The organism is Amycolatopsis sp. w19 (assembly GCF_051373225.1).
GTDB lineage: Bacteria > Actinomycetota > Actinomycetes > Mycobacteriales > Pseudonocardiaceae > Amycolatopsis > Amycolatopsis japonica.
Window position 1 is genome coordinate 54508 of record NZ_JBPQFM010000019.1, and the last position, 25864, is coordinate 80371.

The window sequence follows — 25864 nt, forward strand, 5'->3', positions numbered from 1 at the left end:
GAACGTGTGGTGGGGCGTCAGTTGGCCGAGATGCCGGGATCGAAGGTGAAGATCACCATCGTGCCGACGGCGAGGATCAGCACCATCGAGACGTAGAGCACGATCTTCAGCCAGAACCGGGTGCTGTCCTTGCGGGCGTAGTCGTCGATGATCGTCCGCAGGCCGTTGCCGCCGTGGATCTCGGCGAGCCACAGCATCGACAGGTCCCAGAACTGCCAGAACGGCGAGGCCCAGCGGCCGGCGACGAAGCCCCAGTTGATGCGGTGCACACCGCCGTCGAGGATGTTCATGATGAACAGGTGGCCGAGCACCAGCACGATCAGGGCGAGGCCCGAGATGCGCATGAACAGCCAGCTGTAGAGCTCGAAGTTGCTGCGGCGGGCGGCGGGGCGCTTCGGCGAGCGCGGCTTGTCGAGGGTGAGGACTTCGGATGCCATGGTCAGTTACCCCCGAAGAGCGTCTCGACGGTGCGCTTCATCATGAAGAACGCGCCCGGAATCATCACCACGACCCAGATGGCCAGGATGGTCCAGAGCATCGGCTTCTGGAACTTCGGTCCCTTCTCCCAGAAGTCGACCAGCATGACCCGGATGCCGTTGAGCGCGTGGAACAGCACCGCGCCGACCAGGCCGACCTCGAGGAGGTTGACCAGCGGGGTCTTGTAGGTCTCGATGACCTCGTTGTACGTGTCGGGTGACACGCGCACGAGCGCGGTGTCGAGCACGTGCACGAAGAGGAAGAAGAATGTCAGCACGCCGGTGATGCGGTGCAGCACCCAGGACCACATGCCGGGGTCGCCCCGGTAGAAGGTCCCTTGCCGGCGTGAGGCACCCGCCCGATCGCTTGCGGTCGCCTCTGCGGCGGCGCTAGCCGTGGTGGACATCGGTGAACGGCCTCCAACGTCATGGCTTGGGCCCGCTGACCGCTGGTTCCGCGCCTGCCGCCGGGACGTCCACCTGGGGACGGCTCCGGCGACGGTGCCGAGATCATGGTCATCGAGCGTGGATGAAAAGGATGCTAGACCCGCACCTCACGGTGGGCTCACCTCCGGGTTCCTCTGTGTGATGGACCAGACATCGGGACCGTCGCACTATCGAGTGACGCGGGCCGGTAACTCACCGGTTCGTCCACTGTGGACGCGCGGGCGGTCCCGACGGAGCGCCTGAACGGTGCGTGACGATCTTCGGCGTGTCACGCGGTCCGAAGGCCGCGAGCTGCCTGCGATTACTCCATTCCGATCACTGTGAGTACTCCGTTCGTCGCGCTCGCGACTCATGAGTAAACGTTTGTGTTACGTAGCGTGCCTTTCCTATGGCAGCAAAGCGGCCGTTAGGTACCGTTCCTCGGTCGAACCCGGCAGTGTCGCCGGGTCGCTTTCTTCGGACCATCCGCTGGATCAGCGGGGAGGGAGACACACGTTGCGTCGCATGCGTGGAACCGCGCTGGCCGCCGCCGCCATGGCCGGTGCACTGGTACTGGCCGGGTGCGCGAAGGATTCGGGTGCGGGGAACAACAACAACGCGAGCACGGGGGACCAGTCCGCCAGCTGCGTGACGGCGCCGAAGCCGCCCGCCGCGCCGGCCGCGTCGAGCAGCTCCGCGCAGTCGGGTGAGAAGGTCGACGGCAGCAAGCTCAAGGTCGCGCTGGCCTTCGACGTCGGCGGCCGTGGCGACGCGTCGTTCAACGACTCCGCCGCCGCCGGTACCGACAAGGCGAAGAGCGAGCTCGGCGTCACCTCGGTGACCGAAAGCACCGCCGCCGCGACCGAGGACGAGGCCGCGAAGTCGCAGCGTCTCGACCAGCTCGCTTCGCAGGGCTTCAGCCCGGTCATCGCGGTCGGCTTCGCCTACGCCAAGGCCGTCGGCGCCATCGCGCCGAAGTACCCGAACACCCAGTTCGCGATCGTCGACGACGACTCCGTCAAGGCGCCGAACGTCACCCCGCTGGTGTTCGCCGAGGAGCAGGGCTCGTTCCTGGCCGGTGTCGCCGCCGCCTACAAGTCCAAGAAGTGCCACGTGGGCTTCGTCGGTGGCGTGAACACGCCGCTGATCCAGAAGTTCGAGGCCGGCTTCCTCCAGGGTGTGAAGGCCGCGTCGAGCAAGGCCAAGATCGAGGACGAGTACCTCACCCCGGCCGGTGACTTCTCCGGGTTCCAGGACCCGGCGAAGGGCAACGTGAAGGCCGCCGCCCAGATCGCCAAGGGCGCGGACGTCGTCTACCACGCCGCCGGTGCCTCCGGTAAGGGCGTTTTCGAGGCGGCCAAGTCCAACAACGCCATGGCCATCGGCGTCGACTCCGACCAGTACAACCAGAAGACGGTCGAGGCGTCGAAGGACGTCATCATCACCTCGATGCTCAAGCGCGTCGACGTGGCGGTGTTCGACTACCTGCGCGCGCTGGCGAAGGGCGACCTGACGTCGCTGCCGAAGCGGTTCGACCTCAAGGTCGACGGCATCGGCTACGCCACCTCCGGCGGCAAGGTCGACGACATCAAGGACGTCCTCGACGGCTACAAGGCGCAGATCGTCTCCGGGGCGATCACCGTCTCGGACAAGCCGCAGAAGTAAGGTTCGTCTGGCAGCGGGGCTCGGGAGGGTAACCCCTTCCGAGCCCCCACCTGTTTACCCCCAGAACTGGATGGCTTTTTCATGAGCGCTCCCCAGGCCGAGGTCACCGACGCCCCCGACCGGGGTGAACCGGCCGTGCAGCTGACCGGGATCACGAAGCGATTCCCCGGTGTCGTGGCCAACTCCGACGTCAACCTCACCGTCACCAAGGGCGAGGTGCACGCAGTCTGCGGCGAGAACGGCGCGGGCAAATCGACCCTGATGAAGATCCTCTACGGCATGCAGCAGCCGGACGAGGGCGACATCGCGATCAACGGTCAGCCGGTGAAACTGCGCAACCCGCAGGACGCCATCAAGACCGGGATCGGGATGGTCCACCAGCACTTCATGCTGGCCGACAACCTGACCGTCGGGGAAAACGTCTTCCTCGGCGCGGAGAACCTGCACGGCATCGGCCGCGCGGCGAGGGCGAAGCTGGCGGAACTCGCCGGCCGCGTCGGCCTGCGCGCCCGCCCGGACGCGCTGCTGGAAGAGCTCGGCGTCGCCGACCGCCAGCGCGTGGAGATCGTCAAGGTGCTCTACCGCGGCGCGCGGATCATCATCCTCGACGAGCCCACCGCGGTGCTCGTGCCGCAGGAGGTCGACGCGCTGTTCGAGACCGTCCGCGCCATGCAGAAGGACGGCTTCACCTTCATCTTCATCTCGCACAAGCTCGACGAGGTGCGCGCGATCGCCGACACGGTCACCGTGATCCGCCGCGGCACCACCGTCGGCACGGCGGATCCGAAGACGATCACCTCACGCCAGCTGGCCGAGATGATGGTCGGCACGGAGCTGCCCAGCCCGGAGACCCGCGAGTCCACCGTCACCGACCGGGACGTCCTCCGCCTGGACGACGTGTGCCTGAGCGTCGAGGGTTCCGAGCGGAACGTGCTCGACCACATCTCCTTCACCGTGCACGCGGGTGAGGTGCTCGGGATCGCCGGCGTCGAGGGCAACGGCCAGACAGAACTCGTCGAGACGATCATGGGCATGCGCAAGGGCGGCGGCCGGATCGAACTGACCGAGGCCGACGGCAAGGTCGTCGAACTGCACAAACTGGGGACACTCGCCCGCCGCGAGGCCGGCATCGGCTACATCGCCGAAGACCGCACGCGGCACAGCCTCCTGCTCACGCAACCCTTGTGGGTCAACCGGATCCTCGGTTACCAGACGCGCAAGCCGGTCGCGAAAGGACAGTTGCTCGACATCGACGGCGCGCGGGAGGACACCCGCCGCATCGTCGAGGAGTACGACGTCCGCACACCGGGTATCGACGTCCCCGCCGCCGCGCTTTCGGGTGGTAACCAGCAGAAGCTGATCGTCGGGCGCGAACTTTCCGGCAACCCCGTCCTGCTGATCGCGTCGCATCCGACGCGCGGTGTCGACGTCGGCGCGCAGGCGCTGATCTGGGAACAGATCCGCCAGGCGCGTGCCGCCGGGCTGGCCGTCCTGCTGGTTTCGGCCGACCTCGACGAGCTGATCGGGCTTTCCGACACCATTCAGGTCATGCTTCGCGGACGGCTGGTCGGCGAGGCCGACCCCGCGACCGTGACCCCGCAGCAACTGGGCTCCGCGATGACGGGTGCTTCCGAAGACTCCGAAGAGGACGGTGCGGCGTGAGTTCCTGGCGTACGAGGCTGCTGCCGCCTCTGCTCGCGATCGTTTTCGCGGTCATCCTGACGGCCATCGCGCTGATCATCTCGGGGGCGGATCCGCTCCAGGCCTACGGCACGATGATCGGCCAGCTCTTCAAGGGCTCGACGGCCGTCGACACGGTGAACCTCGCGACGGTCTACTACCTGTCCGGGCTCGCGGTGGCCATCGGCTTCCAGATGAACCTCTTCAACATCGGTGTCGAGGGCCAGTACCGGTTCGCCGCCATCGTCACCGCCATCATCGGCGGGGCGCTGCAGCTGCCGCCGGTGATCCACGTGATCGCGATCCTCATCGTCGCGGTGGCCAGCGGCATGCTCTACGCGGCGATTCCCGCCGTGCTGAAGGTGACCCGCGGGGTTTCCGAGGTCATCTCGACGATCATGCTGAACGCGATCGTCGGCGGCATCGTGGCGTTCCTGGTCAACGCGGACCAGTTCGGCGTGCAGACCGGCAACAACATCGCCACCCGCGAGATCGCCGAGACCGGCCGGATCCCCGGTATCCCGATCGGGTCCGGCGAGCTGTTCGGCTTCGTGATCATCGCGGCGCTGATCGGCGCGGCCTACTGGTTCATGCTCAACCGGACCCGGTTCGGTTTCGAGCTCAAGGCCTCCGGCGAATCGACGACGGCCGCCGCGGCGGGTGGCGTCAACGCCAAGAAGATGACGCTGATCGCGATGCTGCTTTCCGGTGGTGTGGCCGGTCTGGTCGCGATGCCGGAACTGCTCGGCCGCGACTTCAGCTACGGCATCACCTCGACCCAGATGTACGGCTTCACCGGCATCGCGGTCGCCCTGCTCGGGCGTAATCACCCGGCCGGGATCGCGCTGGGCGCCCTGCTGTGGGCGTTCCTCGACCGGTCCGCCGTTTCGCTCGAGCAGATCAACGTGTCCAAAGAGATCGCCACGATCATGCAGGGCGTGATCGTGCTGTCGGTCGTCATCGCGTACGAGATCGTGCGCCGCGCCGACCTGGCCGCCGAACAGCGTCGCGTCGGTCGCGCGCTGGCGGGTAAGGGTTCCAGCGTTTCCGAAGGGGGTGCGGTGTGAGCACGGATGTTCTGTCGTCCAACACGGGCGGGACCACCATGCCGGTGAAGCCGCCGAAGCGGCGTATCCCGGGCTGGCTCAAAGGCGCCATCTGGGGTCTGCTGGCGGTCGGTGTGCTCGCGATCGCGTCGTACGCCACCGGCGTCAACACGCTGACCTCCACCAACACCGCGCACACCGCGTTGCGGCTGGCGCTGCCGATCCTGCTGTGCGCGCTCGGCGGTCTCTGGGCCGAACGCGCGGGCGTGATCAACATCGGCCTCGAAGGCATGATGATCCTCGGCACCTGGGGTGCCGCGTGGGGCGCGTACCACGGCGGGGTCTGGGCCGGGCTGATCTCGGCGGTCGTGTTCGGCGCGCTCGGCGGTCTGCTGCACGCCGTCGCGACGGTGACCTTCAACGTCAACCACATCGTCTCCGGTGTGGCGATCAACCTGCTGGGTCTCGGTGTCGCGAAGTACCTGGCGAACCTGGTGTTCACCCCGCTTTCGGGTAACCCGCGCCAGTCGCCGCCGGTGCCGAAGTTCGACACGTACTCGGCGACGTTCCTCTCGGACTGGTTGTCGGATCTGGAAAAGATGCAGCGCGTCTTCATCTCCGACCTCGCCGGCATCCTCAACGGCCTGATCACCGAGGTCGCGCCGCTGACGATGATCGCGATCGCGCTGGTGCCGATCAGCTACTTCGTGCTGTGGCGCACGCGGTTCGGCCTGCGGCTGCGGTCCTGTGGTGAGAACCCGGTGGCGGCGGAATCCCTCGGCGTCAACGTCTACCTGCACAAGTACGTCGCGATGATCATCTCCGGCGGGCTCGCCGGAATGGGTGGCGCGTCGCTGGTGCTGCTCGCGGGTGGCGCGGACTACCTGGAGAACCAGACCAACAACCGCGGGTACATCGGCCTCGCGGCGATGATCTTCGGCAACTGGCGGCCGGGCGGCCTGCTCGGCGGCGCGGCACTGTTCGGCTACGCGGACGGTCTCCAGCTCGCCGGCGGCGGCACCGCGGTGCTCGCGCTGCTGTACGGCGCGGTGATCCTCCTGGCCGTGATCGTGGCGGTGCAGTTGTTCCGGCGTCAGTGGATCGCCGCCGGACTCGGTGTCGTCGGCGCCGGCCTGCTGTACGCGATCTACTGGACCAACGACGACCTGCCCAGCGACCTCATCCCGTACACGGCGCACTTCGTGACGCTGATCGTGCTGGCGGTGGCTTCGCAGCGGCTGCGGCCGCCGAAGGCCGACGGCGCGCTGTACCGACGAGGTGAGGACTGACATGGCGGAGTACGACTGGGAAGCCTTGCGGGCTCAGGCCATCGAGGCGGCGAAGTCGGCGTACGCGCCGTACTCGGGCCTGCACGTCGGTGTCGCGGCCGTGGTGGACGACGGCCGGATCGTCGTCGGCTGCAACGTCGAGAACGCTTCGTACGGCTTGGGCATGTGCGCGGAATGCACGATGGCGGGGCAGCTGCGGCTGACCGGTGGCGGCAAGCTCGTCGCCGTCGCGTGCCGCAGCGGTGAAGGCGCGCTGCTGATGCCGTGCGGGCGCTGCCGCCAGATCCTGTTCGAGCACGGTGGTTCCGACTGCCTGGTGGACACCCCGAGCGGCATCCTGCCGATGTCGGCGGTGCTGCCGGACGCCTTCGGCCCGGACGACCTGCCGTGAGCGCTTTCGCCGCCGTCGACGTCATCCGCGCGAAGCGGGACGGCGGACGGCTGTCCGACGAGCAGATCGACTGGACGATCGACGCGTACACGCGCGGCGACATCGCCGAGGAACAGATGGCCGCGCTCGCGATGGCCATCTTCCTGCGGGGGATGGACTCCGGCGAGATCGCGCGCTGGACCGGCGCGATGATCTCGTCGGGGGAGCGGCTGGATCTGAAGGTCAGCCGTCCGACGATCGACAAGCACTCGACCGGCGGGGTCGGCGACAAGATCACGCTGCCGCTGGCGCCGCTCGTCGCGGCCTGTGGCGCGGCCGTGCCGCAGCTGTCCGGGCGCGGGCTCGGGCACACCGGCGGGACGCTGGACAAACTGGAGTCGATTCCGGGCTGGCGTGCCTCTTTGTCGACATCGGAGATCATCCGGCAGCTCGACGAGGTCGGCGCGGTGGTCTGCGCGGCCACTGAAGGGTTGGCGCCCGCGGACAAGAAGCTGTACGCGCTGCGCGACGTGACGTCGACGGTGGAGTCGATCCCGCTGATCGCGAGCTCGATCATGAGCAAGAAGATCGCCGAGGGCTCGGCCGGGCTGGTGCTCGACGTGAAGACGGGTTCGGGCGCGTTCATGAAGACGCTTCCGCAGGCCCGCGAACTCGCGCGGACGCTGGTGGAGATCGGGACCGCGCACGGCGTCGCGACGACGGCGCTGATCACGGACATGAACGTGCCGTTGGGGCACGCCGTCGGCAACGCGATCGAGGTCGCGGAGTCGGTCGAGGTACTGCGCGGCGGCGGTCCTTCCGACGTCGTCGAGCTGACCGTGGCGTTGGCGCGGGAGATGCTGGCGCTGGCCGGGTTGTCCGATGTGGACCCGGCGGCGGTGTTGGCTTCGGGCCGGGCTTACGAGACGTGGTGCCGGATGATCGCCGCTCAGGGCGGGGATCCGGAGGCTGCTTTGCCGCGGCCTCGTTATGTGCACGTGGTTCCGGCGCCCGCCGATGGTGTCCTGGCGTCTCTGGACGCGTACGCGGTCGGGGTCGCCGCTTGGCGGCTCGGGGCCGGGCGGGCGCGCAAGGAGGACCCGGTGCAGGCCGCGGCCGGCGTCCTATGCCTGGCGAAGCCGGGCGACAAGGTCGCGACCGGGCAGCCGCTGCTGGAGCTGCACACCGATACGCCGGAGGCTGTTCCTTCGGCTCTCGCTGCGCTCGAAGACGCCTACGCCGTCTCCTCGGAGGCTCCGGCCTCCGCTCCGCTCGTCCTGGAAACCGTGCGCCCCTGACCTGCGTTTCGCGGGCTAAACGCGATCCGATGGTCGCCCTGCTCGCGGCCCCTGTGTCCTGAAGGCCCCCTTTGAGACGTTGAACGTCCTAAAGGGGGCCTTCGCGATCTGTCGGCGCCCTGCGCCCCGCGTTTCGTCCTCTGGATGCGGTACTTGCGCGTGCAACTACCGCATCCAGAGGACGAAACGCGGGGGCCGCCGGATCGCGATTAGCCCGCGAAACGCAGGTCGGCGCGGGGCGGGTGTCCCCAATGTGGCGTTGGGGACGCTGAGCGCCTCCAATGTCACATTGGGGACATCGGGCCCGGCCCGGCCGACGCCGGGCCCCGGGACGTGCACCGCATTTAGAGGACGAAACGCGCGACCGCCGGATCGCGTTTAGCCCGCTAAACGCAGGTCGTGGCCGTAGAAGCGTGAAGGCCCCCTTCCCTCGGCTGAGCCGTGGGAAGGGGGCCTTCACGCGTTAAGAGAGGGCGTCAGTCCGAGGTCTCGTCGCCGCCGTCGGCCTTCGCCTTGGCGTCGGCTGCCTTGGGCGCCCGGCCGTTGCGCGAGCTGCGGCGCGGCTGACGCGGGGCGGGCGGCGGCGGGGAGATCTGCTGCACGGCCGGGCCGCCGCCGAGCATCAGCTCCGCGAAGGTCGCCATGGCCTCGTCCAGCTGGCCGCCGATGCGGCGCACGGACTCGTCGTTGCTCTTGCGCACCAGCGAGTCGACCGAGTCGGTGTCCGGCTGCTTCTGCAGCGTGCTCTCGACCTTCGACAGACCGGAGCGGATCGAGCCATCGAGGTCGCCGAGGCGCCCGGTGAAGCCGTCCTCGACCTTGTCGAGCCGCTCCGCCAGGTCGTCGAGCCGCGAGGTGACCTTCTCGAGCCGGTCGCCGAGGCCGTCGAGGCGCTCCGAAGCGTCGATCATCTCGCCGGTCTCGGTCAGCGCGGTCTTCAGCGCCTCGGTGTTCGCGGTGAGGCTTTCCTTGGTGGCCTTGTCGAGGTTCTCGACGCGGGTGCGCAGCTCGCGGTCGACGGTGTCGACGCGGTCCCGCAGGGTGGACTCGGCCTGCTCGACGCGCTCGCGCACCGGCCCGATCACCGACTGCGGCAGCGCGTCGGTCTTCACGTCCTGCTTGTCGAGGTGCGCGCCGAGCTCGTCGAGACGGCGGTGGATGTTCTGGAGTTTGTCCTCGAGCCCGTCCATCCGGCCCCCGACGCCTTCCAGACGCGCGGCCATGCCGTCGAGGCGGCCGTCGAGCTGAGCGAACGGCTTGGCCAGCTTGTCGACGATGCTTTCGACGGCGCGGGTCAGCGCGGCGATCGCGGTGTCCTGCGCTTCGAGCCGCGACATGGTCTCGTCGAGCCGCTCGGCGAGCACGCTGGTCTCGGTGCGGTCGGGCATCTCGGAGAGCCGCTTGCGCACCGCGCCGAGCGAGTCGACGGGGGCCAGACGTGCGTAGATGTCGTCGAGCGCGTCGAAGATCTGCTGCTGTTCGCTCTCACGCACTTCGGCCGCGCGCACCAGCATGTTGCGCATCCGGTCGAAGGACGGGGCTGCAATGTGGTTGTCAGTGGTCACTGCGGTGTCCTTCGTGGGCGGGGAAATGGGAGGGACGTGACGTGAAGCTTATCCATTGCGAAATTGCTCTGCGTATGGCCCCCGGGTATCGGACAATGCCGAGCTCTGCCCTGATGGCCGATTCAGCCGGTGATCCACAAAGCCGAGGGTTAAGTCAAGCATGAGACTTACAGCCATGTAGGGGAATGACAGGCTGGTTACCGTTACGTATGTCCTCTGAAAGCAGCAGATCCCGCATCCCGGAGGCGGTACTGGCCCGCGCTCCCAAGGTTCTCCTCCACGACCACCTGGACGGCGGATTGCGTCCCGCCACCGTCGCCGAACTCGCCGAACAGACCGGCTACGAGGCCTTGCCGGCCACCGATCCCGTGGAACTCGGCCGCTGGTTCCGCGACGCCGCCGATTCCGGCTCGCTCGTCTCGTACCTTGAGACGTTCGCGCATACCTGCGGCGTCATGCAGACCGAGGAAGCGCTGGTCAGAGTGGCCGCCGAGGCGGTGGAAGACCTCGCGGCGGACGGCGTCGTCTACGCCGAGGTGCGTTATGCCCCCGAACTCTTCGTCGAACGCGGACTGTCACTCGATGCGGTGGTCGAGGCCGTTCAGGCCGGGTTCGCCGAAGGTGAACGGAGAGTGGCGGCCGACGGCGGCCGGATTCGTGTCGGGACGTTGCTCTGCGCGATGCGCCAGCACGCCAGGGCGCTGGAGATCGCCGGGCTGGCCGTCCGCTACCGCGACGCCGGCGTGGTCGGGTTCGACATCGCCGGACCGGAAGACGGATTCCCGCCTACCAGAAATCTCGACGCATTCGAGTTTCTGCGGACGAATAATGCGCATTTCACCATTCATGCCGGGGAGGCGTTCGGGCTCGCGTCCATTTGGGAGGCGATTCAGCATTGCGGCGCGGAGCGGCTGGGCCACGGCGTGCGCATCGTCGACGACATCAAGACCGACAGTGACGGCACGGTCCATTTGGGACGGTTGGCCGCCTACGTCCGCGACCGGCGGATCCCGCTCGAGATCTGCCCCACGTCCAATGTCCAGACGGGAGCGGCGCGCTCGATCGGCGAGCATCCCATCGGCCTGCTCGCCAGGCTGCGGTTCCGGGTCACCGTCAACACCGACAACCGGCTGATGAGCGGCTGCTCGATGACCAGCGAATTCGCGGCCCTGAGCGAGGCGTTCGGCTTCGGGCCGGCCGATCTCGAGTGGTTCACGATCAATGCGATGAAATCCGCCTTCCTCGATTTCGACCAGCGGCTCGACATCATCAACACGGTCATCAAGCCCGGGTACGCGGCCTTGCGTTAGTTAGCAGTGGCAACTATCGTTCACTATGTAGGAGTTCAATCTCAAATAGTGGAACGGTGGCGAAGATGGCGCAGGTCGTGGACGTGGGGATCGGCGGCAAACGACGCTGGCTCATCCTCGCGCTCGGCCTCGCCGCGCAGACCGCGAGCTGCTCGTTCCTCTACGGGCTCCCGTTCCTGGTGCCGTCGATGCAGCGTGCGGAGGGTCTCACGCTCGCCGAAGCGGGAACCGTGGTCGCGGCGCCGAGTCTTGGCCTGCTGTTCACCTTGATCCTGTGGGGCGCGGCCGCGGACCGTTACGGAGAGCGTTTGGTAATGGCCATCGGGCTCGGCGTCTCGGGGTTACTCCTCGTGTACGCGGCCGTCGGTGACCACTCGCTCGGGATCCTCTTTGGGGTGTTCTTGCTCGCCGGCGCGAGCACCGCGTCAGTGAACGCCGCGAGCGGCCGGGCCGTCCTGGGCTGGTTCGGCCCGGCCGAACGCGGCTTCGCGATGGGCATCCGCCAGATGGCCCAGCCGCTCGGGGTGGGCGTCGCCGCCTTCGGCCTCCCGCCGCTCGCGGACCGCTGGGGTTTCCAGGTCTCGCTCCTGCTGCCCGCGCTGACCGCGATCGGCGTCGCGCTCCTGGTCGCCTGGCTCCTGATCGACCCGCCGCGTCCGGAATCCGGGACGGCGGGGGAGAAACCGCCGTCGCCGTACCGGAGGCCGGCGTTGTGGCGGGTCCACGGCGCGAGCGCGCTGCTCGTCGTCCCGCAGTTCACGGTCTCCGCGTTCACCCCCGTGTACCTGGTGACCATGCACGACTGGACGGCGGCGTCCGCGGGCTGGTTCGTCGGCGCCGTCCAGGTCCTCGGCGCGTTGGGCAGGCTGGTGTCGGGCTACTGGTCCGACCGCGTCGGGAGCAGGCTGCGGCCGATGCGGCAGCTGGCGATCGCGAGCGGCGCGGTGATGCTGCTGGTCGCGCTCGGGGACGCGACGTGGCCGTGGCTGGTGCTGCTGGCGCTCGTCCTGGCCGCGGTGATCACCGTGTCCGACAACGGGCTCGGGTTCACCGCGTCGGCGGAGATGGCCGGGCTCGCCTGGGCGGGGCGGGCGATGGGTACGCAGAACACCGGCCAGAACATCGCCGCCGCCCTGACCCCTCCGATGCTGGGCCTGGTCATCGGCGATTCGCGGTACGCGCTGGCGTTCTGCGTGGCCGCGATCTTCCCCGCACTGGCCGTGGCCCTGGTGCCCGTCAAAGACGAAAAGGGCCCCTCAGGACGAACCTGAGGGGCCCTTCAAGGTGACCGGCAGACCGTCTCTCGGAAGCGCGCCAGCGCGACGAGAGACTTCACCTCGCGCGCCCTCTTTCGGGCCGAAGGCCCACGAAAACGCGATGAAGGGGCGCCTTCCCGATCAACGTGACGTTGATCGGGAACGACGCCCCCTTCGGCGCGCTTTTCGTCAGCGCGCGAGCTACAACACCGTGAGCCGGTTCTCGAAGGTCTCGACGAGCTTGCGCCACTCGGACTGCTCGGCGTCGAACGGAGCGCTCGGTTCCAGACGCGACGGGTCCGGCCGCAGCACGAACGACACCAGCCAGCCGAGGCTTTCGTTGGCGGCCAGCGCGGTTTCGACGCTGTCGTCTTCGGCCCACTCGGCGGCGTCGGTGATCAGCTCGACGGCCAGCTCCAGCTGGGTCGGGTCGATCGACTCCGGGCCTTCGGCGATGTCGTCGGCGATCCCGTTGAGCACGTAGGTGTTCTCGATGTCGACCTCGATCTCGAGCTCGCCCGCGGTGGCCTTCGTGGTCACCTCGTCCCAAGTGGACACTTGGGCGAGGTCGTTGCCCGCCAGCTCCTTGCCGTCCGCGATCGCGCGGATGAGGGCCTTCTCGGAGGTGAAGACGTCGATCTCGCCTTCGCTCCCGAGGAAGATCGGCTTGTCGTCGAGGTAGCAGCGCAGCGTGTAGTACTCGGCGCCGGAGGTGATGATCTTGATCGGGTCGATGCCGACCTCGCCCCAGAAGCCGACGGGCTCGTCGTCTTCCTCGTCTTCGTCGTCCTCGTCCACGAGATCCGCGTCGACGGCGGCCGCTTCGGCCTCGGCGGACTCCGCGAGGAAGGTCGCGAGCTCCTCCGCCGTCTGCTCCAGCACCTTCTCGTCGACGTCGGGGACGGTCACCAGGCCGTCGATCGCGTCGAGGACGGTGTCCCACTTCTCGGAGACCGCCTGCGACAGGTCCGCCCAGAGGCGCTCGCCGTCGCGGCCGGAGAAGGGCAGCGTGCCCTGGTCCAGCAGCGAGAAGCTCTCGTGCGCGTCGAGGACTTCGTGGACCTCGTCCAGCTCGCACACGTCCGCGAGCGAACGCACGATGCCGATGATCTCGGCCAGCTCGCCGAGCGTCCACTGGTCCGGCTTCTCGGCCACCAGCTCGGGGACGCCCACCAGGTCGTAGGTGTGGTCGTCGTCCGGGATGAGCTCGGGCACGTTCAGCGCCGGGACGACCTCCCACGCGGGGTGGTCGAGCAGGTCGTGCTGCTCGGAGGTCCGCACGAAGGCGGCGAGATGCGCGGCGTCCGGGAAGGCGTACAGGTCTTCCTCGTCGCCGAGGAAGGCTTCCCATTCCTCGCCGTCTTCCCGCCAGCGCGGCGCCCAGAGGGTGACGACGTCACCCTGTGGCAGGCCGAGTTCGATCGGGATGATGTCCTGTGCCATTCCTTTAGCCCTCTCGGATTACCGCCTGTGTGCGCGGCCGGGTGATGGTGCCCGGAAGGTGCGCGGTACCGCGAAGCCTACGGGTTTCCGCCGATGGGCGCGATCACCCCTGGGCAAGAAGCGACCAACGGATGGCACGATAGGTCCTCTGATGACACTTACAGACCTCCTGCCTGCGGATCCCGACCCCGACTCGCTGTTCGAAGCCTTCTCCACCTGGACGGCCGAGCGCGGGTTGGAGCTGTACCCCGCGCAGGAAGAGGCCATCATCGAGGTGGTCTCCGGCGCGAACCTGATCCTGTCGACGCCGACGGGCTCGGGTAAGAGCCTCGTCGCCGTCGGGGCGCACTTCACCGCGCTCGCACACGGCCGCCGCAGCTACTACACGGCACCCATCAAGGCGCTCGTCTCGGAGAAGTTCTTCCAGCTCATCGAGATCTTCGGCGCGGACAACGTCGGCATGATGACCGGCGACTCGGCGGTCAACGCCGACGCGCCGATCATCTGCTGCACGGCGGAAATCCTGGCGAACATGGCGTTGCGCTTCGGTGCCGACGCGCCGGTCGGCCAGGTCGTCGCGGACGAGTTCCACTTCTATTCGGAGCCGGATCGCGGCTGGGCCTGGCAGGTGCCGCTGCTGGAACTGCCGAACGCGCAGTTCGTGCTGATGTCGGCCACGCTGGGCGACGTCTCGTTCTTCGAAAAAGATCTCACCCGCCGGACCGGCCGTCCGACCGCGGTGGTCACCTCGGCGCAGCGGCCGGTGCCGCTGACCTTCCGTTACGCGCTGACGCCGTTGCACGAGACGATGTCCGAGCTGCTCAACGGCGGGCAGTCGCCGGTCTACGTCGTGCACTTCTCGCAGGCCGCGGCGATCGAACGCGCGCAGACGCTGATGAGCATCAACGTCACTTCGAAGGCGGAGAAGGAGGCCATCGCCGACATGCTCGGCGATTTCCGCTTCTCGGCCGGGTTCGGGAAGACGCTGTCGCGGCTGGTCCGGCACGGTATCGGCGTGCACCACGCCGGCATGCTGCCGAAGTACCGGCGCCTCGTCGAGCAGCTCGCGCAGGCGGGGCTGCTGAAGGTGATCTGCGGGACCGACACGCTCGGCGTCGGCATCAACGTACCAATCCGCACGGTGGTCTTTTCAGCGCTGACGAAGTACGACGGTGTGCGGCAACGGCATCTCAAGGCGCGCGAGTTCCATCAGATCGCCGGCCGCGCGGGCCGCGCCGGATACGACACCGACGGCTACGTCGTCGTGCAGGCGCCGGACCACGTCGTCGAAAACGCCAAGGCGCTGGAGAAGGCGGGCGACGATCCCAAGAAGAAAAAGAAGATCGTCCGCAAGAAGGCGCCCGAAGGGTTCGTCAACTGGACGGAGAGCACCTTCGACCGGCTGATCGCGGCCGAGCCGGAGCCGCTGACGTCGAGCTTCCACGTCAGCCACTCGATGCTGCTGAACGTGATCTCCCGGCCGGGCAACGCGTTCGACTCGATGCGGCATCTGCTGGAGGACAACCACTCCGACCGTCCCGCCCAGCGGAAACTGATCCTGCGCGCGATCGCGATCTACCGCGCGCTGCTCGCGGCCGGTGTCGTGGAACGGCTCGATGAACCCGACGAGCAGGGCCGCATCGTCCGGCTGACCGTGGACCTGCAGTTCGATTTCGCGCTGAACCAGCCGCTTTCGCCGTTCGCGCTCGCCGCGATCGAACTCCTCGACGTCGAGTCGCCGTCCTATCCGCTCGACGTGGTGTCCATTGTGGAATCCACTGTGGACAATCCGCGTCCGGTGCTGTCGCAGCAGCAGTTCAAGGCGCGCGGTGAGGCCGTGCAGGCGATGAAGGCCGAAGGCATCGAGTACGACGAGCGGATGGAGCTGCTCGAAAACGTCACGTACCCGAAGCCGCTGGAGGGACTGCTGGAGGCGGCGTATTCCCGCTACCGGCAAGGGCATCCGTGGGTCGAGGACTACGAGCTCAAGCCGAAGTCCGTCGTGCGCGACATGTACGAGCGCGCGATGAACTTCGTGGAGTACATCGGTTTCTACCAGCTCGCCCGCTCGGAAGGGCTGGTGCTGCGGTATCTCACCGACACCTACGACTCCCTGCGGCACACGGTGCCCGACGAGGCCAAGAACGAGGGATTGCAGGACCTCATCGAATGGCTCGGCGAACTCGTGCGCCAGGTCGACTCCAGCCTCCTGGACGAGTGGGAGGCCTTGCGGCATCCCGAAGAGGAGGGCCCGGTTTCGACGAGGCCGCCGTCCGAGCCGCCCGCGGTCACGCGTAACGAGCGGGCGTTCCGGGTGCTCGTGCGCAACGAGCTGTTCCGGCGGGTGGAGCTGGCTTCGCGGCGCGCCTACGACACGCTCGGCGAGCTGGACGCCGCGTCGGGCTGGGACGCGGACGCGTGGGAAGACGCCATCGAGGACTACTACGACGAGCACGAAACGCTGGGCATCGGGCCGGACGCACGTGGGCCGAAGTTGCTGATCATCGAGCAGGAGACGGGGATCTGGCGGGTGCGGCAGATCTTCGACGATCCGGCGGGCGATCACGACTGGGGCATCAGCGCCGAGGTCGATCTGGCCGCTTCGGACGAGGCGGGCTCGGCGGTCATCCGGATCACGGCGGTGGACCAGCTGGGACTGTCGGCCGGGTAACGAGCAGCAGCCGCCGGCGCCGGACCAGCTGGACGATCAGCACCACCAGCGAAAGCGCCGGCAGCGGATAGCCGAGGAGCAGGCCCACCGTGATATCGGTGAGCGGCGCGAGGACCGCGGCGACGAACACCCACGTCGGCGCGGTCGGAAGTTTCGCGCCGGAACGGACCTTGCCCCACGGTTTCGCCACGGAAAGCCAGGCCTGGAAAGCCAACGCGCTCGCCATCAGCGCGGTCCCGGCGACCAGCGCCACCGGCGGCGGATCACCGGCCCTGGCGGCGTCGACGGAATCCCGCAAAGCGCCCGACAGCAGGAAGATCCCGGCGTAGAGCTGGACGAGCGTGATCGCGAACTTCGCCAGCACCCACCAGTGCCGGGTGAACCCCCACGCCGTCGCCGCGGCGAGCATGAACCCGGTGAAGGCCGACGCGTTCGCCAGCGGCGCCAGCAGGAACGAGTCGATCTCGTGCGCCATCGACGTCGCCGCGACGCGGATCTCGCCGTCCGCGCTCGTCCGGCCGATCGCCAGGAGGGTGAACAGGGCCAAGGCCTGCCCCATCCAGCCCACCGAGGTGACGACGTGCAGCCACACGGTCAGCTGCCGCCAGGTCTTCGTCCGCATGGCGCACAGATTCGCGTGACCGCCCGGCCCGGCGCATCGGGGACGACCCTGAAATCAGGCCGGAAGGGGTGGGAAACAGGCCTGGGCGTCGTGGCCGTCGAACCAGAGACCGACCATGAACGCCATGGTCGCCTCCATGAGGCCCGCCCGGTCGAGCCCGCCGGCGTTCAGCGGCGTGCAGCCGAGGTCGCGGACCAGCGAGCTCACCACTTCGACGGCCTCCGGCGCACCGCAGAGCGGCACCGCGAGCGGGCGGCCGCCGAACACCGGGGGAGTCATCCGCCAGACGTCCACCTCACAGAGGTTGAACGCCTTGACCACGTGCGCGCCGGGTGCGGCGGCGGCGATCCGGGCGGCCTGGTCCGGGACCGTGAGCACGGCGCCTGGACCGACGGCGTTCGTGCAGTCGATCAGCACCTTGCCGTCGAGATTCCCCGCCGCGGCAAGGACTTCCAGCACCGACGCGGCGGGAAGGGCGAGCAGGATCACGTCGCTCGCGCGGGCGGTCTCCGCCCACGTTCCGACCCGCGCGGAGATCTTGGCGGCCTTCGCCTGATCGCGCGCCGCGACCATCACGTCGTGCCCGGACCACTGGCCGCCGAGCGCCGCCGCCATCCCGCCCGCCCCGAAAATACCGATACGCATGTGCTGCTCCCTAAGATCGAGTGACGACACCGACCGTAGAAAGCCGCGCGGGTACCGAATGGTTACCGGAGGTCCGATGAACGACGTCTTCCTCGCCGATTGCCGTGCCCGGCTGGCCTTCGACCTGATGGCGAACACGTGGAACCCGGTCGTGCTGTGGGCCCTGCGTGAAGGCCCGCAGCGCCCGGCCGAGCTGCGGCGACGGCTGGGCGGGATCAGCACGAAGGTGCTCACGGAGACGGTCCGGCGGCTGGAGTCCAACGGTCTCGTCCACCGGCGTGACTGCGGGCGGACGGCCAAGGTCGAGTACTCGCTGACGGAACTCGGGACCACGTTGCTGGCGCCCATCGAGGCCTTCGGGGAGTGGGCGTTCCGGTACGGCGACGAGGTCATGGCGGCGCAGGACGAGGCGGCCGGTTTGGCGATCTCGCGTGATTGAACGCCGATCTCGCGTGATTGAGGGGCGATCATGCGTGATTGGGCGGACGACACGGGGTCAGGGGAGTGGGCGGGCCTCGGCCAGCCGGAGTAGCGGGACGGCCGCGGCGGCGTCGGTGATCAGGGTCGAGACCATGCCGGAGCGCAGGACGGCGTCTATCGCTTCGGCCTTCGGTTCCGTGTAGCCCAGCGCGATCACCTCGGGGACGGCGAGGAGTTCCTCGGCGCTGATGGCCAGCACGTGGTGGGCCAAGCCGGTGGACATCGGGTTGCCGTCGGCGTCGAACAGGCGGGCCGAGACCTCGGCCTTGGCGCCGCGTTTCGCGATCGCGCTCCGTTCGGCCTCGTCGAGCGCGTCGTACACCGTCGACTCTTCGGGTTTCCACGCGCCGATGCTGACGACGGCCTTGGTCAGGTTCTTGAACTGCCCGAAGGTCTCCGCGATACCCGGCTGCCTGCGCAGCGTTTCGGTGGTGCGGCGGTCGGGGAGGACGAGCGGGCCGAAGATCGGGTACGGCGCGCCGCCCGAGACGGAGGCGACCCGGCTGACCGTCTCCACCGACCGGTCGCGCATGTCCATCCCCGCCTGCACGCCGCACAGTTGCACGATCGGGCATTTCGGCAGCGACTCGATCGCGTCGGTCATCGCGTTCACCGAACGTGCCCAAGAAAGGCCGAGGACGTCGCCTGGAGTGACGATTTCGGCCAGGAGCCGGGCGGCGAGCGTGCCGATCTTGCGCCGGGCCACCTCGCGGGATTCCGGTTCCGGCGCTCGTTCGAGCACCAGCACCCGGTCCAGCCGGTACGCGGCGCGGATCTCCTCGGACAGCACGAGATCGACCGGTGCGGGCAGGTGGAACCCGACCTTGACGATGCCGCTTTCCCTGGCCGTGTCCAGCATTCGCGCGACCTTGAACCGGCTGATCCCGAACTCTTCGGCGATCTCGAGTTTCGAGGCGCCCTGTTCGTAGAAGCGCCGGGCCACCGCGGCCAGGCGTAGTGACTCCACCAGGCCTGGACCCTGTTTCTTCGCGCTCATATGAGCACTATAACGCGAAATCCTACCGAAAGGTTGACGTAACACCAGGGAAAAGTTCACCATGCCTGGACATGCAGTCCGAAGCATAAGCCCTGCCTGCTCATTTGAGCGGAGAAGAGGAGCTGGCATGCGTGCCGCGATCGTGGACAAGCCCGGGGAGATCAGGGTCGGCGAGGTACCCGACCCGAAACCGGGGGATCGCCAGGTCGTCGTCAAGGTGGGTGCCTGCGGGATCTGCGGGACCGACCTCCACATCGCCGACGGGCATTTCCCGCCGACGCCCTATCCGATCGTCCCCGGCCACGAATTCGCCGGCGAGATCGTCGAACTCGGCGCGGACGTGCCGGGTGGCTGGAAGATCGGCGACCGGGTGGCCGTCGACCCGTCGCTGTTCTGCGGCTACTGCAAACCTTGCCGGTCCGGCCGCGGCAACCTCTGCGAGAACTGGAACGCGACCGGCGACACCGTCGACGGCGCTTTCGCCGAGTACGTCGCCGTTCCCTCCGCGAACTGCTACCGCATGCCGGACACGATGACCTGGGAACAGGGCGCCCTCGTCGAGCCGGTCTCCTGCGCGGTGCACGGCGTGCGCCGGATCGGGGTCGAGGCGGGGGAGCGGTTCCTCGTCGTCGGCGCGGGCACGATGGGGCTGATCATGCAGCAGTTGCTGCAGCGCGCGGGCGCCCACGTCACGGTGGTCGACCGCAACACCTCCCGCCTCGGCCGGGCCATGGACCTCGGCGCGGCCGCGGTCGCGGGTGACGTGAAGGACCTGGACGACGAGAAGTTCGACGCCGCCGCGGACTGCACCGGCGCCGCACCCGCCATCGAAGCCGCTTTCGATTCGCTTCAACGCGGAGGCCGTCTGCTGGTCTTCGGGGTCGCGCCCGCCGAAGCCCGCGTCGCGCTTTCACCGTTCCGGATCTACAACGACGAGATCACCGTCGTCGGCTCGATGGCCGTCATGAACAGCTTCGGTGCCGCGCTCGACCTGGTCGCCGACGGCGCCGTCGACACCGCCGCGCTGCTCACCGACACCCTTCCGCTGGAGCGGTACCCCGACGCCCTCGCCCTCATGCGCAGCGGCGCCGGCTTGAAGGTGCAGGTCGTACCGGGAGGCGAAAGTGCGTAAAGCGGCCGCTCTGCTCGCGGTACTCCTGCTGACCCTCACCGGATGCGCCGGTGCGGGCGCGCTCGGCACCGGTGACCGGACGCTCGTCGTCGCGATCGTCGCGAACCCGCAGATGAAGGACGCCATCGAGCTTTCCGGCGAGTTCGAGAAGGCGAATCCCGGCGTCAGCCTCAAATTCGTGTCGCTGCCGGAGAACCAGGCACGCGCGAAGATCACCGCGTCGACGGCCACCGAGGGCGGCGAATTCGACGTCGTCATGATCAGCAACTACGAGGCGCCGCAATGGGCCGCGAACGGCTGGCTCGAAGACCTCGGCCCGCATATCGCGGCGAATCCTTCCTACGACGCGGACGACTTCATCCCGAGTATCAAGGAATCCCTGTCGCACAACGGGTCCATGTACGCGGTGCCGTTCTACGGCGAGTCGTCGTTCCTGGCCTACCGGAAGGATCTGTTCGAACAGGCCGGGATCACCATGCCCGCCAAGCCGACGTGGACCCAGATCGCCGAGTACGCCGCGAAACTGGACGACAAGGCCAAGGGCATCGCGGGGATCTGCCTGCGCGGCAAGCCCGGCTGGGGTGAGAGCCTCGCGCCGTTCACCACGGTCGCCAACACCTTCGGCGCACAATGGTTCGACAAGGACTGGAACGCGAAGCTGGCCAGTCCCGAGTTCAAGGCGGCCGCCGAGTTCTACGTGAACCTCGTGCGGAACCACGGCGAGGTCGGCGCGTCGAGCGCGGGCTTCTCCGAATGCGGCACGCGGTACACCCAGGGCCAGGCCGCGATGTGGTACGACGCCACGGTCATGGCGGGTACGAACGAGGACCCGTCGGCCAGCAAGGTCGTCGGGAAGTCCGGCTACGCCCCGGCGCCGGTGGAGAAGACGCAGGCGAGCGGCTGGCTCTACACCTGGGCTTTGGCGATCCCCAAGGTCGCCAAGGACAAGGACGCCGCCTTCAAGTTCATGGCCTGGATGACCGACAAGGCCTACGTGCAGCGGGTCGCGAAGGAGTTCGGCGACTGGAACCGTGTCCCGCCGGGCGTGCGGAAATCGACCTACGACATCCCGCAGTACCGCGAGGCCGCCAAGGCCTACGCGCAGCCGACGCTGGACGGCATCGCGGACGCCGACCAGCGCAAGGCGATGGCGAATCCGGTGCCCTATCCCGGGATCCAGTTCGTCGGTATCCCCGAGTTCCAGGATCTCGGCACGCGGGTGAGCCAGCAGCTTTCGGCGGCGATCGCGGGCCAGATCACCGTGGACGAAGCGCTCAAGCAGTCGCAGGAATACGCGCAGACCGTCGGCAAGTCGTATCAGGAGGTGCAGTGATGGCCACGATCTCCGCTCCTGCTCGCCCAGAGCCCGCCCATGCGAAGAAGGCGGCTCCGAAACGCGGCACCGACACGCCGTTCAAACGACGGCTGCCGCTCCTGCCGGCGCTGCTGTTCGTCGTCGCCGTGACGCAGTTGCCGTTCGTGCTGACGGTGTTCTATTCGTTCCAGTCGTGGAACCTGGTGCGGCCGGGTTCGCGGCATTTCGTGGGGCTGCAGAACTACATCGACGTCTTCGCCGACTCGACGTTCCTCGGGGCGTTGCTGAACACCGTCGTGCTCACGGTGGTGTGCGTGTTCTTCTCGCTGCTGCTGGGGCTGGGGCTGGCGATCTTGCTGGACCGCAAGTTCCTCGGCCGCGGGGTGGTCCGGACCCTGCTGATCACGCCGTTCCTCATCCTGCCCGCGGCGGGCGCGCTGCTGTGGAAGACGACGATGTTCGACCCGACGTACGGGTTGCTGCACTTCGTTTTCGGCACCGACGTCGACTGGCTGTCGGAATTCCCGCTGGCCGCCGTGATGGCGCAGGTCGTCTGGCAGTGGACGCCGTTCATGATGCTGCTGATCCTGGCCGGGCTGCAGAGCCAGCCGAAGGACGTGCTGGAGGCCGCGTCGGTCGACGGCGCCGGCCGCTGGCGGACGTTCACCGCGATCACGCTGCCGCATCTGAGCCGGTTCCTGCAGCTGGCGACGTTGCTGGGCGCGATCTACATCGTGAACAGCTTCGACGCGATCTTCCTGATGACACAAGGCGGCCCGGGGACGGCCAGCACGAACCTGCCGTTCTACATCTATCAGCGGGCGTTCCAAGGATTCGACATCGGGCAGTCGTCCGCGATGGGCGTGATCGTCGTGATCCTGACGATGATCGTCGCGACCTTCGCGCTGCGGCTGATGTTCCGCACGTTCTCGGTACAGGGAGGCGCGAAATGAAAAGCCGTCTCGGCCCCGGCGCGCTGACGGTCGCGACCTGGGTGATCGCGATCCTGTTCGTGTTCCCGCTGCTGTGGATGATCCTCACGGCCTTCAAACAGGAGGCCGACGCCTACACCGATCCGCCTCGGCTGCTGTTCACCCCGACCCTCGACCAGTTCGCTGGCGTACTCGAACGCGGCTTCCTGCCGTACCTGTCGAACTCGGCCTTCGTGACCGTGGTGTCGACGCTTTTCGTGCTGCTGCTGGGAATCCCGGCGGCGTACGCGCTGTCGCTGGCGCCGGTGAAGGGGACGAGCAACGCGCTCGGCTTCTTCCTGTCGACGAAGATGCTGCCGATCGTGGCGGCGATCATCCCGCTTTACGTGATCTCGCAGAACACCCAGTTGCTGGACAACGTGTGGGCGCTGATCATCCTGTACACCTCGATGAACCTGCCGCTGGCCATCTGGATGATGCGGTCGTTCTTCCTGGAGGTGCCGCACGAGATGATCGAGGCGGGCCGGATCGACGGGGCGACGCTGCCGATCCTGCTGCGGAAGATCATCATGCCGGTCGTCGCGCCCGGGGTGGCCGCGACCGCGCTGATCTGCGTGATCTTCTCGTGGACCGAGTTCTTCTATTCGGTCAACCTCACCGCCGCGCGGGCCGGGACGGTGCCGGTGTTCCTGGTCGGCTTCATCACCAGCGAAGGCCTGTACTGGGCGCAGCTTTCCGCCGCCGCTCTGCTCGCGTCGCTGCCGGTGATGATCGTCGGCTGGATCGCGCAGAACCACCTGGTGCGCGGCCTTTCGATGGGCGCGGTCAAGTAAGGCGCTGGGTCCAGGTGGTCGTGAGTGGTAAGTGACGTTCTAACGACACTTACCACTCACGACGCCCCACGCCTCACGCGAGCGACAAGGCCTGCCCAGGACAAATATGCACGGCGGTGCGGGCGTTCTCCTCAGCTTCTTCGCCTTCGGGCTCGGCGTTCAGCAGAAGGACCGTCCCGTCGTCCTCGTTCTGGTCGAACAGATCGGGATCGGTGAGCACGCACTGGCCCGCACCGACGCATTTCCCGGTGTCCGCGATGATCTTCATGGCTCCTCCTACCAGGTGACCGGCAGGGCGTGGAGGCCGTAGATCGTCGAATCGTGCTTGAACGGCAGTTCGTCGACCGGTACGGCGATCCGGATGCCCGGCACTCGCCGGAACAACGTATCGAACACGATCTGGAGTTCCAACCTCGCCAAGTTCTGCCCGAGGCATTGGTGCACACCGAATCCGAAGGCGACGTGATGCCGCGCGCCGCGCTCGATGTCGAAGGTGTCCGGGTTCTCGAAGCCGGCCGGATCGTGGTTGCCCGCGTTGCTCAGGCCGATGACGCCTTCACCCGCGCGGATGAGCGTGCCGCCGATCTCGACGTCCGCGGTGGCGAAGCGCGAGGTCGCCGACTCCGCGATCGTGAACACCCGCAGGAGTTCTTCGATCGCGGCGAGGGTCTTGTCCGGATCCGCCTTGATCTTCGCCAGCTGATCCGGGTTCTCCAGCAGGGTCACCGTGCCGAGCGAGATCATGTTCGCGGTGGTCTCGTGTCCGGCGATGAGCAGCAGGAACGCCAAACCGACGAGTTCGCCGTGGTCGGCTTCGCCCGATTCACGCTGCTTCAGGATCTGACGGCCGAGGAGATCGTCCTCGGTGGCGTTCGCTTCCTTCTTGGTGACGAGGTCGTCGAGATAGTTCCGGAGGCCTTCGAACGCCGTCTGCCGCTCTTCGGGGCTGACCTCCCGGCTGAGCATGCGGGAACTGCACGACTGGAAGAAATCGTGGTCCGCATAGGGAACGCCGAGCAGTTCGCAGATCACCAGCGACGGAACCGGCAGGGAAAGCGCTTGGACCAGGTCGGCGGGTTTGGGTCCGGCGAGCAGGGCGTCGATATGGTCGTCGACGATCTCCTGGATCCGCGGCTGCAACGCCTTCATGCGTTTGACCGTGAATTCGCCGACGACGTCGCGCCGGGCCTGGCTGTGCTCCGGCGGATCCATGCCGATGAGGGAGGGGCGGAACGAGTCGTCCTCCGGGCGGACCGGGCGCGCCACCAGCAGCGGGAACGACGGATTACGCCGGTCGGAGCTGAAATGCGGGCTGCTCAGCATTTCGCGGATGTCTTCGAGCCGGGTGAGTGCCCACGCCGTTTGCCCGGACGGGAGACCGACCCGGGAAATCGGACTTTCCTCGCGAAGCGTCTCGTATTCGGGAGGCGGCGAAAACGGGCATTTACGCGCCAGCGGCAAGGTCGCGGTGGTTTCCTCGACGTCGGTCATCGGTTGTCCTTCCCCAGAATGTCGGGTGGGTTCGGGCGATATCGGACAGCGAGCCCCAAAACGTATGCGGATGGTTTCATTCCGCTTATGCACCCAAGGTACTCAAGTGGAGACAGGTCGTCCACTCGCGAAGGGGTGGTTTCGCGGGAGGCGTGAAGGGCACGCCCTTACGTGCGAGAATCACGGCCCTGAAGGACCTTCGAGAGGCGAGGACCATGACAGCCGACCCCGAGACCCGCTTGCGTGCCGACGCGCGCCGGAACCGGGATCAGATCCTGGCCGCCGCGAGAGTCATCTTCGCCGCCCAGGGCGCCGAGGTCCCGATGGAGGAGATCGCGCGCTCGGCCGGCGTCGGAGTCGGCACCCTTTACCGGCGCTTCCCGGATCGGGACGCGCTGATCCGGGCGGTCGCCGTCGACAACTTCGACCGGGTTCTCAGCGACGCGAAGGCCGCGAAGGACCAGGAGTCCTCGGACTGGGAAGCGCTGATCCGGCTCCTGCACCAGTCGATGGAACTCCAGCTGAGCATTCAGCTCGCGATGGTCTCGCCGCGGGCGCTGGCGATCCTGAAGAGCGACCCCGCGATCAAGGCCCTGCGTGACGAGTTGCTCCTGGTGATGGACTCGTTCGTCCGGGGCGCGCAGGCGGAGGGCAGGCTCCGGACGGACGTCGCCACCGGTGACGTCGCGATCCTGTTCGCGACGCTGCTGCGGCAGATGCCCGGCAAGGGCGAGGAGGTCGCGCGGATGGCGACGAGGCGGTGCATCGGGATCATGATCGACGGGTTGCGGGCCGTGGACTCGAACGAGCCGCTGCCGGGCCGGGTGCTGACCGGGGCCGATCTCGATCCGTGAGCCCCTGAGGTCCCGGATGTCAGGAAAGGGTCGTTCAGGACATAAAACGTCCTGAACGACCCTTTCCT

At 67.7% G+C, this 25864-nt stretch carries 24 protein-coding genes; 15 read left to right on the top strand and 9 right to left on the bottom strand.

What is annotated here, in order from left to right; translation table 11 throughout:
- Positions 1 to 17 precede the first annotated feature (17 nt).
- Complete coding sequence (locus ACSMFO_RS30370) at positions 18 to 437, bottom strand: succinate dehydrogenase hydrophobic membrane anchor subunit (protein ID WP_007032045.1); 420 nt, start codon at positions 435 to 437, stop codon at positions 18 to 20.
- A 2-nt stretch (positions 438 to 439) separates the two neighbouring features.
- The gene (gene sdhC, locus ACSMFO_RS30375; RefSeq protein ID WP_360084213.1) at positions 440 to 883 is read right to left on the bottom strand and encodes a succinate dehydrogenase, cytochrome b556 subunit; all 444 of its coding nucleotides are present in this window, start codon (positions 881 to 883) and stop codon (positions 440 to 442) included.
- Between the two features lie 544 nt (positions 884 to 1427).
- Between sdhC and ACSMFO_RS30380 the strand changes: the two genes are divergently transcribed.
- The 6 genes from ACSMFO_RS30380 to ACSMFO_RS30405 all read left to right on the top strand — a co-directional run bounded on the left by ACSMFO_RS30380 (position 1428) and on the right by ACSMFO_RS30405 (position 8250).
- On the top strand, positions 1428 to 2567 hold the full coding sequence (locus ACSMFO_RS30380; protein ID WP_038519437.1) for a BMP family lipoprotein: 1140 nt from the start codon (positions 1428 to 1430) through the stop codon (positions 2565 to 2567).
- 81 nt (positions 2568 to 2648) lie between these two features.
- The gene (locus ACSMFO_RS30385; RefSeq protein ID WP_073847419.1) at positions 2649 to 4229 is read left to right on the top strand and encodes an ABC transporter ATP-binding protein; all 1581 of its coding nucleotides are present in this window, start codon (positions 2649 to 2651) and stop codon (positions 4227 to 4229) included.
- Positions 4226 to 5314 (top strand): ABC transporter permease, encoded by a 1089-nt coding sequence (locus tag ACSMFO_RS30390; RefSeq protein WP_007032042.1) that lies wholly within the window; start codon positions 4226 to 4228, stop codon positions 5312 to 5314. Before ACSMFO_RS30385 ends, ACSMFO_RS30390 begins: the two co-directional genes overlap by 4 nt.
- A gap of 38 nt (positions 5315 to 5352) precedes the next feature.
- Positions 5353 to 6582: an ABC transporter permease gene (locus tag ACSMFO_RS30395; RefSeq protein WP_436461445.1), complete on the top strand. Its 1230-nt coding sequence runs from the start codon at positions 5353 to 5355 to the stop codon at positions 6580 to 6582.
- 1 nt (position 6583) lies between these two features.
- Complete coding sequence (locus tag ACSMFO_RS30400) at positions 6584 to 6973, top strand: cytidine deaminase (RefSeq protein ID WP_016331264.1); 390 nt, start codon at positions 6584 to 6586, stop codon at positions 6971 to 6973.
- Positions 6970 to 8250, top strand: a complete 1281-nt coding sequence (locus tag ACSMFO_RS30405) for a thymidine phosphorylase (protein WP_436461385.1) — start codon at positions 6970 to 6972, stop codon at positions 8248 to 8250. The genes ACSMFO_RS30400 and ACSMFO_RS30405 overlap by 4 nt, the downstream gene beginning before the upstream one ends.
- A 476-nt stretch (positions 8251 to 8726) precedes the next feature.
- Here the strand turns inward: ACSMFO_RS30405 and ACSMFO_RS30410 are convergent, their stop codons facing one another.
- Positions 8727 to 9815, bottom strand: coding sequence for a PA containing protein (locus tag ACSMFO_RS30410; protein WP_436461386.1), 1089 nt, complete (start codon positions 9813 to 9815; stop codon positions 8727 to 8729).
- Positions 9816 to 10024: 209 nt separating this feature from the next.
- On the opposite strand from ACSMFO_RS30410, the gene ACSMFO_RS30415 reads away from it, so the two are divergent.
- A complete protein-coding gene (locus ACSMFO_RS30415; protein WP_436461387.1) occupies positions 10025 to 11125 on the top strand; it encodes an adenosine deaminase in 1101 nt (366 codons plus the stop codon).
- A 65-nt stretch (positions 11126 to 11190) separates the two neighbouring features.
- Positions 11191 to 12396: an MFS transporter gene (locus ACSMFO_RS30420; protein ID WP_436461388.1), complete on the top strand. Its 1206-nt coding sequence runs from the start codon at positions 11191 to 11193 to the stop codon at positions 12394 to 12396.
- A 186-nt stretch (positions 12397 to 12582) separates the two neighbouring features.
- Here the strand turns inward: ACSMFO_RS30420 and ACSMFO_RS30425 are convergent, their stop codons facing one another.
- Positions 12583 to 13824, bottom strand: coding sequence for a primosomal protein (locus ACSMFO_RS30425; protein ID WP_436461389.1), 1242 nt, complete (start codon positions 13822 to 13824; stop codon positions 12583 to 12585).
- Between the two features lie 151 nt (positions 13825 to 13975).
- Between ACSMFO_RS30425 and ACSMFO_RS30430 the strand changes: the two genes are divergently transcribed.
- Positions 13976 to 16495, top strand: coding sequence for a DEAD/DEAH box helicase (locus ACSMFO_RS30430; protein ID WP_436461390.1), 2520 nt, complete (start codon positions 13976 to 13978; stop codon positions 16493 to 16495).
- Here the strand turns inward: ACSMFO_RS30430 and ACSMFO_RS30435 are convergent.
- Together ACSMFO_RS30435 and ACSMFO_RS30440 are read right to left on the bottom strand one after the other, a co-directional pair.
- Complete coding sequence (locus ACSMFO_RS30435; RefSeq protein ID WP_436461391.1) at positions 16458 to 17117, bottom strand: hypothetical protein; 660 nt, start codon at positions 17115 to 17117, stop codon at positions 16458 to 16460. The genes ACSMFO_RS30430 and ACSMFO_RS30435 overlap by 38 nt on opposite strands.
- A 54-nt stretch (positions 17118 to 17171) precedes the next feature.
- Positions 17172 to 17762 (bottom strand): NADPH-dependent F420 reductase, encoded by a 591-nt coding sequence (locus ACSMFO_RS30440; protein WP_436461392.1) that lies wholly within the window; start codon positions 17760 to 17762, stop codon positions 17172 to 17174.
- A 76-nt stretch (positions 17763 to 17838) separates the two neighbouring features.
- On the opposite strand from ACSMFO_RS30440, the gene ACSMFO_RS30445 reads away from it, so the two are divergent.
- Positions 17839 to 18201: a winged helix-turn-helix transcriptional regulator gene (locus tag ACSMFO_RS30445; protein ID WP_436461393.1), complete on the top strand. Its 363-nt coding sequence runs from the start codon at positions 17839 to 17841 to the stop codon at positions 18199 to 18201.
- A 57-nt stretch (positions 18202 to 18258) separates the two neighbouring features.
- On the opposite strand, the gene ACSMFO_RS30450 is transcribed toward ACSMFO_RS30445, so the two are convergent.
- On the bottom strand, positions 18259 to 19239 hold the full coding sequence (locus ACSMFO_RS30450) for a sugar-binding transcriptional regulator (RefSeq protein WP_436461394.1): 981 nt from the start codon (positions 19237 to 19239) through the stop codon (positions 18259 to 18261).
- Between the two features lie 127 nt (positions 19240 to 19366).
- Between ACSMFO_RS30450 and ACSMFO_RS30455 the strand changes: the two genes are divergently transcribed.
- The 4 genes from ACSMFO_RS30455 to ACSMFO_RS30470 are packed head-to-tail and all read left to right on the top strand — an operon-like array spanning position 19367 to position 23451.
- The gene (locus ACSMFO_RS30455; RefSeq protein WP_436461395.1) at positions 19367 to 20371 is read left to right on the top strand and encodes a zinc-dependent alcohol dehydrogenase family protein; all 1005 of its coding nucleotides are present in this window, start codon (positions 19367 to 19369) and stop codon (positions 20369 to 20371) included.
- A complete protein-coding gene (locus ACSMFO_RS30460; RefSeq protein WP_436461396.1) occupies positions 20364 to 21704 on the top strand; it encodes an ABC transporter substrate-binding protein in 1341 nt (446 codons plus the stop codon). Before ACSMFO_RS30455 ends, ACSMFO_RS30460 begins: the two co-directional genes overlap by 8 nt.
- A complete protein-coding gene (locus ACSMFO_RS30465; protein ID WP_038519394.1) occupies positions 21704 to 22639 on the top strand; it encodes a carbohydrate ABC transporter permease in 936 nt (311 codons plus the stop codon). Before ACSMFO_RS30460 ends, ACSMFO_RS30465 begins: the two co-directional genes overlap by 1 nt.
- Complete coding sequence (locus ACSMFO_RS30470; RefSeq protein ID WP_360125699.1) at positions 22636 to 23451, top strand: carbohydrate ABC transporter permease; 816 nt, start codon at positions 22636 to 22638, stop codon at positions 23449 to 23451. Before ACSMFO_RS30465 ends, ACSMFO_RS30470 begins: the two co-directional genes overlap by 4 nt.
- A 73-nt stretch (positions 23452 to 23524) precedes the next feature.
- Here ACSMFO_RS30470 and ACSMFO_RS30475 read toward each other — a convergent pair whose 3' ends face one another.
- Positions 23525 to 23719 (bottom strand): ferredoxin, encoded by a 195-nt coding sequence (locus tag ACSMFO_RS30475; protein WP_037332400.1) that lies wholly within the window; start codon positions 23717 to 23719, stop codon positions 23525 to 23527.
- A gap of 8 nt (positions 23720 to 23727) precedes the next feature.
- A complete protein-coding gene (locus ACSMFO_RS30480) occupies positions 23728 to 24942 on the bottom strand; it encodes a cytochrome P450 (protein WP_436461397.1) in 1215 nt (404 codons plus the stop codon).
- 215 nt (positions 24943 to 25157) lie between these two features.
- Here ACSMFO_RS30480 and ACSMFO_RS30485 point away from each other — a divergent pair, with 215 nt between their 5' ends.
- Positions 25158 to 25796: a TetR/AcrR family transcriptional regulator gene (locus ACSMFO_RS30485; RefSeq protein ID WP_436461398.1), complete on the top strand. Its 639-nt coding sequence runs from the start codon at positions 25158 to 25160 to the stop codon at positions 25794 to 25796.
- Positions 25797 to 25864: the final 68 nt, after the last annotated feature.

What these genes read in the sequence shown, in the direction of transcription:
- ACSMFO_RS30430 (WP_436461390.1), top strand. Translation starts at nt 13,976, where the DNA reads ATGACACTTACAGACCTCCTGCCTGCGGATCCCGACCCCGACTCGCTG.
- ACSMFO_RS30455 (WP_436461395.1), top strand. Translation starts at nt 19,367, where the DNA reads ATGCGTGCCGCGATCGTGGACAAGCCCGGGGAGATCAGGGTCGGCGAG.
- ACSMFO_RS30450 (WP_436461394.1), bottom strand. Translation starts at nt 19,239, where the DNA reads ATGAGCGCGAAGAAACAGGGTCCAGGCCTGGTGGAGTCACTACGCCTG.
- ACSMFO_RS30380 (WP_038519437.1), top strand. Translation starts at nt 1,428, where the DNA reads ATGCGTGGAACCGCGCTGGCCGCCGCCGCCATGGCCGGTGCACTGGTA.
- ACSMFO_RS30475 (WP_037332400.1), bottom strand. Translation starts at nt 23,719, where the DNA reads ATGAAGATCATCGCGGACACCGGGAAATGCGTCGGTGCGGGCCAGTGC.
- ACSMFO_RS30440 (WP_436461392.1), bottom strand. Translation starts at nt 17,762, where the DNA reads ATGCGTATCGGTATTTTCGGGGCGGGCGGGATGGCGGCGGCGCTCGGC.
- ACSMFO_RS30470 (WP_360125699.1), top strand. Translation starts at nt 22,636, where the DNA reads ATGAAAAGCCGTCTCGGCCCCGGCGCGCTGACGGTCGCGACCTGGGTG.
- ACSMFO_RS30435 (WP_436461391.1), bottom strand. Translation starts at nt 17,117, where the DNA reads ATGCGGACGAAGACCTGGCGGCAGCTGACCGTGTGGCTGCACGTCGTC.
- ACSMFO_RS30415 (WP_436461387.1), top strand. Translation starts at nt 10,025, where the DNA reads ATGTCCTCTGAAAGCAGCAGATCCCGCATCCCGGAGGCGGTACTGGCC.
- ACSMFO_RS30395 (WP_436461445.1), top strand. Translation starts at nt 5,353, where the DNA reads ATGCCGGTGAAGCCGCCGAAGCGGCGTATCCCGGGCTGGCTCAAAGGC.
- ACSMFO_RS30480 (WP_436461397.1), bottom strand. Translation starts at nt 24,942, where the DNA reads ATGACCGACGTCGAGGAAACCACCGCGACCTTGCCGCTGGCGCGTAAA.
- ACSMFO_RS30425 (WP_436461389.1), bottom strand. Translation starts at nt 13,824, where the DNA reads ATGGCACAGGACATCATCCCGATCGAACTCGGCCTGCCACAGGGTGAC.
- ACSMFO_RS30385 (WP_073847419.1), top strand. Translation starts at nt 2,649, where the DNA reads ATGAGCGCTCCCCAGGCCGAGGTCACCGACGCCCCCGACCGGGGTGAA.
- ACSMFO_RS30420 (WP_436461388.1), top strand. Translation starts at nt 11,191, where the DNA reads ATGGCGCAGGTCGTGGACGTGGGGATCGGCGGCAAACGACGCTGGCTC.
- ACSMFO_RS30485 (WP_436461398.1), top strand. Translation starts at nt 25,158, where the DNA reads ATGACAGCCGACCCCGAGACCCGCTTGCGTGCCGACGCGCGCCGGAAC.
- ACSMFO_RS30445 (WP_436461393.1), top strand. Translation starts at nt 17,839, where the DNA reads ATGAACGACGTCTTCCTCGCCGATTGCCGTGCCCGGCTGGCCTTCGAC.
- ACSMFO_RS30465 (WP_038519394.1), top strand. Translation starts at nt 21,704, where the DNA reads ATGGCCACGATCTCCGCTCCTGCTCGCCCAGAGCCCGCCCATGCGAAG.
- ACSMFO_RS30370 (WP_007032045.1), bottom strand. Translation starts at nt 437, where the DNA reads ATGGCATCCGAAGTCCTCACCCTCGACAAGCCGCGCTCGCCGAAGCGC.
- ACSMFO_RS30400 (WP_016331264.1), top strand. Translation starts at nt 6,584, where the DNA reads ATGGCGGAGTACGACTGGGAAGCCTTGCGGGCTCAGGCCATCGAGGCG.
- sdhC (WP_360084213.1), bottom strand. Translation starts at nt 883, where the DNA reads ATGTCCACCACGGCTAGCGCCGCCGCAGAGGCGACCGCAAGCGATCGG.